Origin of the sequence: Candidatus Frankia alpina (assembly GCF_902806485.1) — a bacterium.
Classification (GTDB): Bacteria; Actinomycetota; Actinomycetes; order Frankiales; family Frankiaceae; genus Frankia; species Frankia alpina.
The window spans coordinates 1-8,109 of the sequence record NZ_CADCWT010000209.1; the positions used below are offsets into that span (position 1 = coordinate 1).

Consider the following 8,109-nt stretch of genomic DNA (forward strand, 5'->3'; position numbering starts at 1 on the left):
CTCCCCACGACGCCGCTTCGGCAGTGTCTCGTGGGCCGCCGGCGGCGAGGCCGCAGCCGGCTCGCCGGGTACGTCGGCGCGCGGAATCGGCCCGGTCGGGTTGTCCGGAACAGGGGTGCCGGGCGCGTCGGATCGGCCGGCCGCGGCATCGCCATCCAGTCCGGTGCGGCTTAGCCCGGTGCCGCTTAGCCCGGTGCCGCTCAGCCGGGTGCCGTCCGGGGCGGGGCGGTCGAGCGTGCGGACCGTGCCCCCGACCGGCGCGCCGGCTGCGCCTGCCCGCGCCGCTGTGCCCAGGGCACCCGTGGTCGCCCCGATGGTCTCGCCCATGGGCATCCCGGGCGTGGCGGGGTTCGGCCGCGGTTGGGCGATGAGCCGGTGGGGGATCATCACGATGACACCGGTGCCGCCGCGCGAGGACGGCCGGAACGACACGGTCAGACCGTGCTTGCGGGCGAGCACGCCGACGACGGCCAGGCCCAGGCGGGTACCGGACAGCGTGGTGAGATCCAGCGGCTCCGCCGAGACCGCGGCCTCGGCGCGGCGCAGCGCGGCGGGCCCCATGACCAGGCCGCCATCCTCGATCGTCACCACGATGCCGGCCTGGACCTCCTCCACATACACATGCACCTCCTCGGAGGGAGGCGAGAAGCTGGTCGCGTTGTCCATCAGCTCGGCGAGGGCGTGCATGACGCCCTCCGCGGCATAGCCGGCGACCGCGACCGTGCTCGTCGAATGCAGGCGGCCCCGCTGGTAGGCGCTGATCCGGTCGACCGCGCCGCGCAGGATGCTCTCCACCACGATCGGCTTGGTCCACCGACGTCCGGTGCGGGCGCCGGTCAGCACCGCGATGCTGTCCGCCAACCGGCCCGCCTGGGCGGTCGCGTGGTCGAGGCGAAGCAGGTCGCCGAAGACCTCCTCGTCGTGGCGCTGCTCCATCTCGCGCAGGTCCGCGAGCATGCTCGTCGCCAGCGCCTGCACCCGGCCGGCCGCATTCGCGCACGCGGACATCGCGGCGGCCCGCATCCGCTCGCCGCGGCCGATCTCCGTCGCGAGCGTCCACAGGATGCGCCGATGTGTCTCGCGCGTCTCGCGGTCCCCGTCGCCGATGCCCGAACCCGCCGCGACGTCCCCGTGCCCGGCGACGCCCGCCTCTCGGGCGATGCCCGTCGCGCCGGCGGCGCCTGCGGGTGCGGCGATGCCCGCGTCGGTGGCACCCGCGGTGCGCAGGCCGCCGGCCTCGATCACCCCGCCGGCCTCGGCCACATCTGCCAGCGCGGCGTCGGGCGAGGCGCCGTCACGCAGCCGCTTCACCACCGCGGGCAGGATCTGGTCGGCGAGCTGGGCGGCGCGGATGTTCTGCGTCTGGATCTGCATGTGCGCGCCGGCGAGCCGGGTCTCCAGGTCGGCGACCCTGCTGCGCAGCCGCCGCACGGCCCGACCGCGGCCGAGCGCGAGCGCGCCGGCGGGCAGCACGACGGCGGTGGCCGCCACCGCAGACACGATCACCGGCGGCGGGTCCGGGCCGGCGGTCGCGGCGCTCGCCCACGCCGACGACGGCCAGCACGGCGATCAGCAGGACGAAGGGCCCCTGATCGGTCAGGGCGCGGGGGCCGCGGCGGGTGGGCGAGGCGTGGGTCGGCATGGGGCGGGTCCTCGTCAGCGGCTGGTGGCGAGCACGCGTGGATGGTCCGAAAGGCCGCCGAAGGCGCGCCGTGGGTCGTGGTCACGCGCGGGGTGGGACGTGTGTCGACCCAGATATGTGACTGGCACGGTTTCGACCCCCCGGTCTCGTCTTTGTCGCCGGTCCCATCTTTGGACGAGGTCTCAGGCCGTCTGCGGCGGCCGGCCCAGGCCAGCGGCGATTCGGACAGCGTAGGCACGCATGCGCGGCCTGCCGACGGTCAGCAACCAGCATTGAGCGGGACGAGCGACCTCTAGTGGCAGGGATGGGTCAGTGTTGTCCCTTGATGGTCCCGGAACGGTCCGGGACCATCCGGAGACAAGGGGCGATTCTGCCGGAGGCGGCGGTGTCGGATATGCGCAGGCGGCCTACATCGCGGGCCACACTCCCGAAATGTCACGTTTGCGGGGAGCATTGATGGCGATTTGGTGGCTTCTGACCGAAGCTGACAATGTCGTGCCATCGTCTCGACGATTCGTCGCTCATCGGCTTCCGGCGACACCTGCGCCCGCGCGGACCCGTCGGGGGCGGTCTCTGGCACTTTCAGGCCATCGGCAGAGCCGGGAAGGCCCGCGCGTCGGCGACAGGCGCGGCGCAATGCGCTCAGCGACCCCGGGGCGCGGCGGCGCCGAGGTAGGGCAACAGCGCCATCTCGGGCACCTCCCTGGAGCACGGCGTGATGGCCGGGCGACGCCTATCCGTGCCCGTCGCCACGTCCAGTGCGACTCACCCCGATTTGGCGGCAAACCGCCGATCCTGCACATCGTTGATTTCAGGTAACGCTAAGCATCTACTTCGGCCGGGTGGTGGTCACGTGGGGTGACGGGGATCGCGGCCTTCCGCCCCCAAAATGACCGTTCGGAAGGAGACTCTCGTGAGTAGAAGGCATTCCCCGGCCCGTGCGGCCGCACTCACCGCCGCGCTGGCCGCCGGAATCGTCGCCGCCATCCCCGGCCTGGCCGGTGTGGCGAGCGCCGCTCCCGTGGCCCCGGGTGCTGTGGCTACCTCGGTGCGCCCGGTATTTTTCGGCGACCTGTCGGCGATCGGCCTGACGACGACGGGCTATCTGGCCCGCTTCGACACCGCCTCACCCTCCCGGCTGGTGCCGATCGGTCGGGTCACCGGCCTCGTCGGCGGCGACACGAGCCTCATCGGGATCGACTACCGGGTGCAGAACGGCCGGCTCTACGGTGTCGGCAACCTCGGCGGCATCTATGTGATCAACACGTCCAACGCCGTCGCAATCCTGGTGTCGCACCTCACGGTGGCGCTCAGCGGCACCGCCTTCGACGTCGACTTCAACCCGGCGGCCAACCGGCTGCGCATCATCAGCAACACCGGCCAGAACTTGCGGCACAACATCGACGACCCGGCCGGTACCCCGCCGATCAACACCACGGCGGTCGACACGCTGCTGAACTACCCGCCGGCGGTCACCGCGGCGACCGGCCTGACCGGCGCCGCCTACACCAACAACGACCTGGACCCGTCGACGTCGACCACCCTGTTCGACCTCGACACCGCCCTCGACCAGGTTGACGTCGCCTCGCCGGCCAACTCCGGTCAGCTCGTCCCGACGGGGCGGCTCGGCCTGCCCGTCGTGGGCAATGCCGGCTTCGACATCTTCACCCAGCGGTCGAACGGCCGAGCGGTCGGCAACCGGGCCTTCGCGACCCTGCTGATCGGGACCTCCTACCGCCTGGTCGAGATCGACCCGCTGACCGGGCGGGTCCGCTTCCAGGGCACGTTCCCGCGCAACGGCCAGGTCTCCGACATCGCGATCCCACCAACCCAGTAGGGCGGGGCTCCGGGGGGGGCCGCCGAGACTCGCCGGCGGCCCCCCCGGACGAGGTCAGCTCCGCTTGCGACCGGAGCCGTCGAGGGTGATCTGGTCGCCGGTGACGATCCCGGCCCGCCGCAGCGCATCGGCGATGGCCCCGTCCGGCGCACCACCGCGCCCGCCCCGGCCACCACCGCCACCGGCGCTGCCCCGGCCGCCACCTGCACCGCTACCGGAACCGGCGCTGCCCCGGCCACCACCGCGTGCGCCGCTTCCCCGGCCGGCCGATCCGTCCCGGCCGCCGGCGCCACGGCCTCGGCCGCCCGCATCGTCCCGGCGCTCACCGCCGGCCTCGTCGCGACGCGCGCCTTCCCGACCCCCCGTGCCGGCGTTGCTGCCGCCGGGGCCCCGCCGTTCGCCGCCACCAGCGCCACCAGCGTCCCCAGCGCCGCTGCGGCGCCCGGAGCTCCCCGAACCGCGCCCCGCGCCGCCCGCCGGAGCTCCGATCTCGTCGTCCAGGCGCAGCGTCAGCGAGATCCGCTTGCGCGGGATGTCGACATCGAGAACCTTCACCGTGACGATGCCGCCGGGCTTGGCGACCTCCCGTGGGTCGCTGACGAAGTTCTTCGACATCGCCGAGACGTGCACCAGGCCGTCCTGGTGCACGCCGACGTCGACGAAGGCACCGAACGCGGCCACGTTCGTGACGGTGCCCTCCAGCGTCATCCCGGGGACCAGGTCCGCGAGGGTCTCGATGCCCTCGGTGAACGCCGCCGTGCGGAACGCCGGCCGCGGGTCGCGCCCCGGCTTCTCCAGCTCGGTGAGGATGTCGGTGACCGTCGGCAGCCCGACGGCGTCGTCGACGAACTCGGTCGGCTTCAGCGACCGCAACATGGCGCCGTTGCCGATGAGGGTGTTCAACTCGCCGCCGGTGGCCGCGAGGATGCGCCGGACCACCGGGTAGGACTCGGGGTGCACGCTGGAGCCGTCCAACGGGTCGTCCCCGCCGCGGATGCGCAGGAAGCCGGCGCACTGCTCGAACGCCTTCGGCCCGAGCCGGGGCACGTCCCGCACCGCCTCGCGGGTGCGGAACGGGCCATTGGCGTCGCGGTGGCGGACCAGGTTCTCGGCGAGGCCCGCCCCGATTCCGGAAACCCGGGTCAGCAGCGGCGCCGACGCGGTGTTGACATCCACCCCGACGGCGTTCACGCAGTCCTCCACCACGGCGTCCAGCGACGACGACAGCCGCGCCTCGGCCAGGTCGTGCTGGTACTGGCCCACCCCGATCGACTTCGGATCGATCTTGACGAGCTCGGCGAGCGGGTCCTGTAGGCGACGGGCGATCGAGACCGCGCCGCGCAGCGAGACGTCCATCTCGGGCAGCTCGGCCGAGGCGTAGGCGGACGCCGAATACACCGACGCCCCCGCCTCGGAGACGGTCACCTTCGTCAGGGACAGCTCCGGATGCCGGCGGATGAGGTCGTCGGCCAGCTTGTCGGTCTCCCGGGAGGCCGTCCCGTTCCCGATCGAGATCAGGTCGACGTGGTGCTCGGCGGCGAGGCGGGCCAGGGTGGCGATCGAGGAGTCCCAGCGGCGGGCCGGGACGTGGGGATGGATGGTGTCCGTGGCGACCGCCTTGCCGGTCGCGTCGACCACCGCGACCTTCACGCCCGTGCGGTACCCCGGGTCCAGGCCCATCGTCGCCCGGCTGCCGGCCGGTGCCGCGAGCAGCAGGTCGCGCAGGTTGGCCGCGAACACGCGCACGGCGGTGTCCTCCGCCGCGGTCCACAGCCGCATCCGCAGGTCCACCCCGAGGTGGACGATGATGCGGGTGCGCCAGGCCCAGCGGACGGTGTCGACGAGCCAGCGGTCCGCCGGCCGGCCCGCCTCCGAGATCCCGAACGTCTCGGCGATCCGCTGCTCGTAGCTCGTCGGCCCGGGCACGGGCGGGGCGCCCGGCTCGGTCGGGGTGTCCGGCTCCAGGGTGAGGTCGAGGATCTCCTCCTTCTCGCCCCGGAACGCGGCCAGGATGCGGTGCGAGGGCAGCGAGGTGAACGGCTCGGAGAAGTCGAAGTAGTCGGCGAACTTCGCGCCGGCCTCCTGTTTGTCCTCCCGGACCCGGGAGACGAGCACGCCACGGGACCACATCTGCTCCCGCAGCGCGCCGATGAGGTCGGCGTCCTCGCCGAACCGCTCGACGAGGATCGCCCGCGCGCCCTCCAACGCGGCGCCGGCGTCCGCCACCCCCTTGTCCGCGTCGATGTAGCCGCTCGCCGTGCCGTGCGGGTCTCTGGTGGGGTCGGCCAGCAGGGCCAGCGCCAGCGGCTCCAGGCCCGCCTCACGGGCGATCTGCGCCTTCGTCCGCCGCTTCGGCTTGTACGGCAGGTAGATGTCCTCCAGGCGGGCCTTGGAGTCCGCAGCCAGAATCTGCGCCTCGAGGGCGTCGTCGAGCTTGCCCTGGGCGCGGATGGACTCCAGCACCGCCGTGCGCCGCTCCTCCAGCTCCCGCAGGTAGCGCAGCCGCTCCTCCAGGGTGCGTAGCTGGGTGTCGTCGAGGGTGCCCGTCGCCTCCTTGCGGTAGCGGGCGATGAAGGGCACGGTGGCGCCCCCGTCGAGCAGGTCGACCGCCGCCGTCACCTGCCCCTGGCGCACGCCGAGCTCGTCGGCGATCCGCTGATGGATGGACCGCTGCGGGACAGATGTCGTCGTCACAATGCCTGATCCGCCTTCTCGTCCTCGTCGGTGCTGTGCGCGATCACGGTGCCGGGCCGTCCGGCCAATCCGCGCTGACTGCGAGACTACGGGCGATCACCTGCCGCTTTCCGCTCGGGCGGTCATCCGGGCTGATCCGTCGGCCGTCGCCGATCGGCGACGGTGCGGCGATCGGCCCGAGCCGCCGGCGGCCGAGGTCATCCGCCTGGTGATGGCTGGTCCGGTGTGATCCAGTGTGATCCGTCCCGTTCGATTGCGTTGCTCGGCATATCCCATTGGTTCGACATGACCTATGATGTGCGCGTGCGCAGGGGGGATGGGGCCGCGAGTGCGGGACGCTGTTATTCTCCGCATTCCAGGTCCGGCCCGGTCGGATACGGTGCGCTCGCACCGGTGCCGTCCGCCGCCGGTTTGCGACGCAGGGCGGCGGAGTGAGTCGGGAGAGTGCTCTGGGCCCCATCCGTGGCTCGGCCCTCAGCCCGACCGGTGTCGATGGCATTCGGCACGAGGCCTTTCTGTACCACGGTGACGTCGGCTTCCTCACCGCGACCAGGGATTTCATCCTCGCCGGTCTGGCGGCGGACGAGGATGTTCTCGTGGCGGTGACGCGGCCGCGGACGGCGCTTCTCCGTGCCGCGCTCGGTCGAGCCGCGAGTCGGGTCACTTTCGTCGATATGGCCGAGGTCGGCCGGAATCCGGCGCGTATCATCCCGGCCTGGCAGGAATTCCTCGACCTCGGGATCGAACGGGGTCGGACCATCCGCGGGATCGGCGAGCCGCTGTGGTCCGGGCGATCCGTCCCCGAACAGCGGGAATGCATGCTTCACGAGGCCCTGCTCAACGAGGCGTTCGTGGCCCCGCCGGCCTGGCGGCTGCGCTGCCCCTACGAGGTGACCACGCTCAGCTCGCTGACCGCCGACGAGGTGTGGCAGACCCATCCGGTGGTGGTGGACGGCGGGCTCGGTCGCATCAGCACGCGCTACCGGCCGCCGGCCGGACCGGCCACTGCTCCCCCCGCTTCGGTGACGGCCGCTGCCGCCTCCGTCGCCGTCGCGGTGGCCGACGCCTCTGCCGCAGCCGTGGTGGCCGATGTCGGCGTCACCTCTGCCAGTGCCACCTCTGTCGCCACCGCGGCGGTGGCCGACGCCGCCGTGGCCGTCGCGGCAGGCGTTGCCGCCGGCGCAGGCGGAGGGGCCGATCCGCAGGCCCGGCCCGGCGAGGCCACCCGCTCGGATCCGCTTTCCGAGCTGCTGCCGGAGCTGGGCCAGCCGCGGGCCGAGATCGCGTTCGGCCCGGCTGACCTCGGTCTGGTCCGCGCGGCGGCCATCCGCGCGGCCCGCGCCGACGGGCTGGGGGAGGACCGAGCCGGCGATCTCGAACTCGCCGTGCACGAGGTCGCGACGAACAGCATCCGCCACGGCGGCGGGCGGGGAGTCGCGCGCTTCTGGATCGTCGACGGCTGCCTGATCTGCGAGGTCACCGACTCCGGTCAACTCGCCGACCGGCTCGCCGGGCGACGGCGCCCGGACCTCAACCTCAGCGGTGGGCGCGGGCTCTGGCTCGTCAACCAGCTCTGCGATCTCGTGCAGCTCCGGTCGGGGCGTGCCGGCACGACCGCGCGGATATTCATGTACGTCTGACCGGCCGCGGTGCAGATGCGCATGCCCGGCGGGATTAGTCAACAAGGAGACGTCGTACGCGTTGTTCATGCCGATTGCGGACCGTTACGCGTTGAAGTACACCGTCCCCCGCGGATTGCTGCGCGGAATCGCCACCATCGAGAGTAACCGGGACCCGGGCGCTCGATCCCTTCTGGGCGCTCGACTCCACCGCCCGGGCGATGCGGGAACGATTTGATTCCGACCGCTGGGGCCACAACTGAGCCTTTCCCGGTAACGTTTCGTCGCTTTGCGTGACATCAATGTTGTGTTGGTGT

At 72.5% G+C, this 8,109-nt stretch carries 4 protein-coding genes; 2 read left to right on the forward strand and 2 right to left on the reverse strand.

Annotation, left to right across the window (positions count from 1 at the left end; translation table 11 throughout):
- Window positions 1–1,491 (reverse strand): ATP-binding protein (locus G6R25_RS18630; protein ID WP_235949012.1); only part of this gene is annotated, 1,491 nt, incomplete at its 3' end.
- A gap of 1,064 nt (window positions 1,492–2,555) precedes the next feature.
- Between G6R25_RS18630 and G6R25_RS18635 the strand changes: the two genes are divergently transcribed.
- A complete protein-coding gene (locus tag G6R25_RS18635; RefSeq protein ID WP_163554003.1) occupies window positions 2,556–3,479 on the forward strand; it encodes a DUF4394 domain-containing protein in 924 nt (307 codons plus the stop codon).
- A gap of 54 nt (window positions 3,480–3,533) precedes the next feature.
- On the opposite strand, the gene G6R25_RS18640 is transcribed toward G6R25_RS18635, so the two are convergent.
- Window positions 3,534–6,173, reverse strand: a complete 2,640-nt coding sequence (locus G6R25_RS18640; RefSeq protein ID WP_163554004.1) for a Tex family protein — start codon at window positions 6,171–6,173, stop codon at window positions 3,534–3,536.
- Window positions 6,174–6,604: 431 nt separating this feature from the next.
- On the opposite strand from G6R25_RS18640, the gene G6R25_RS18645 reads away from it, so the two are divergent.
- A complete protein-coding gene (locus G6R25_RS18645) occupies window positions 6,605–7,813 on the forward strand; it encodes an MEDS domain-containing protein (protein WP_163554005.1) in 1,209 nt (402 codons plus the stop codon).
- The last annotated feature ends 296 nt before the right edge of the window (window positions 7,814–8,109 follow it).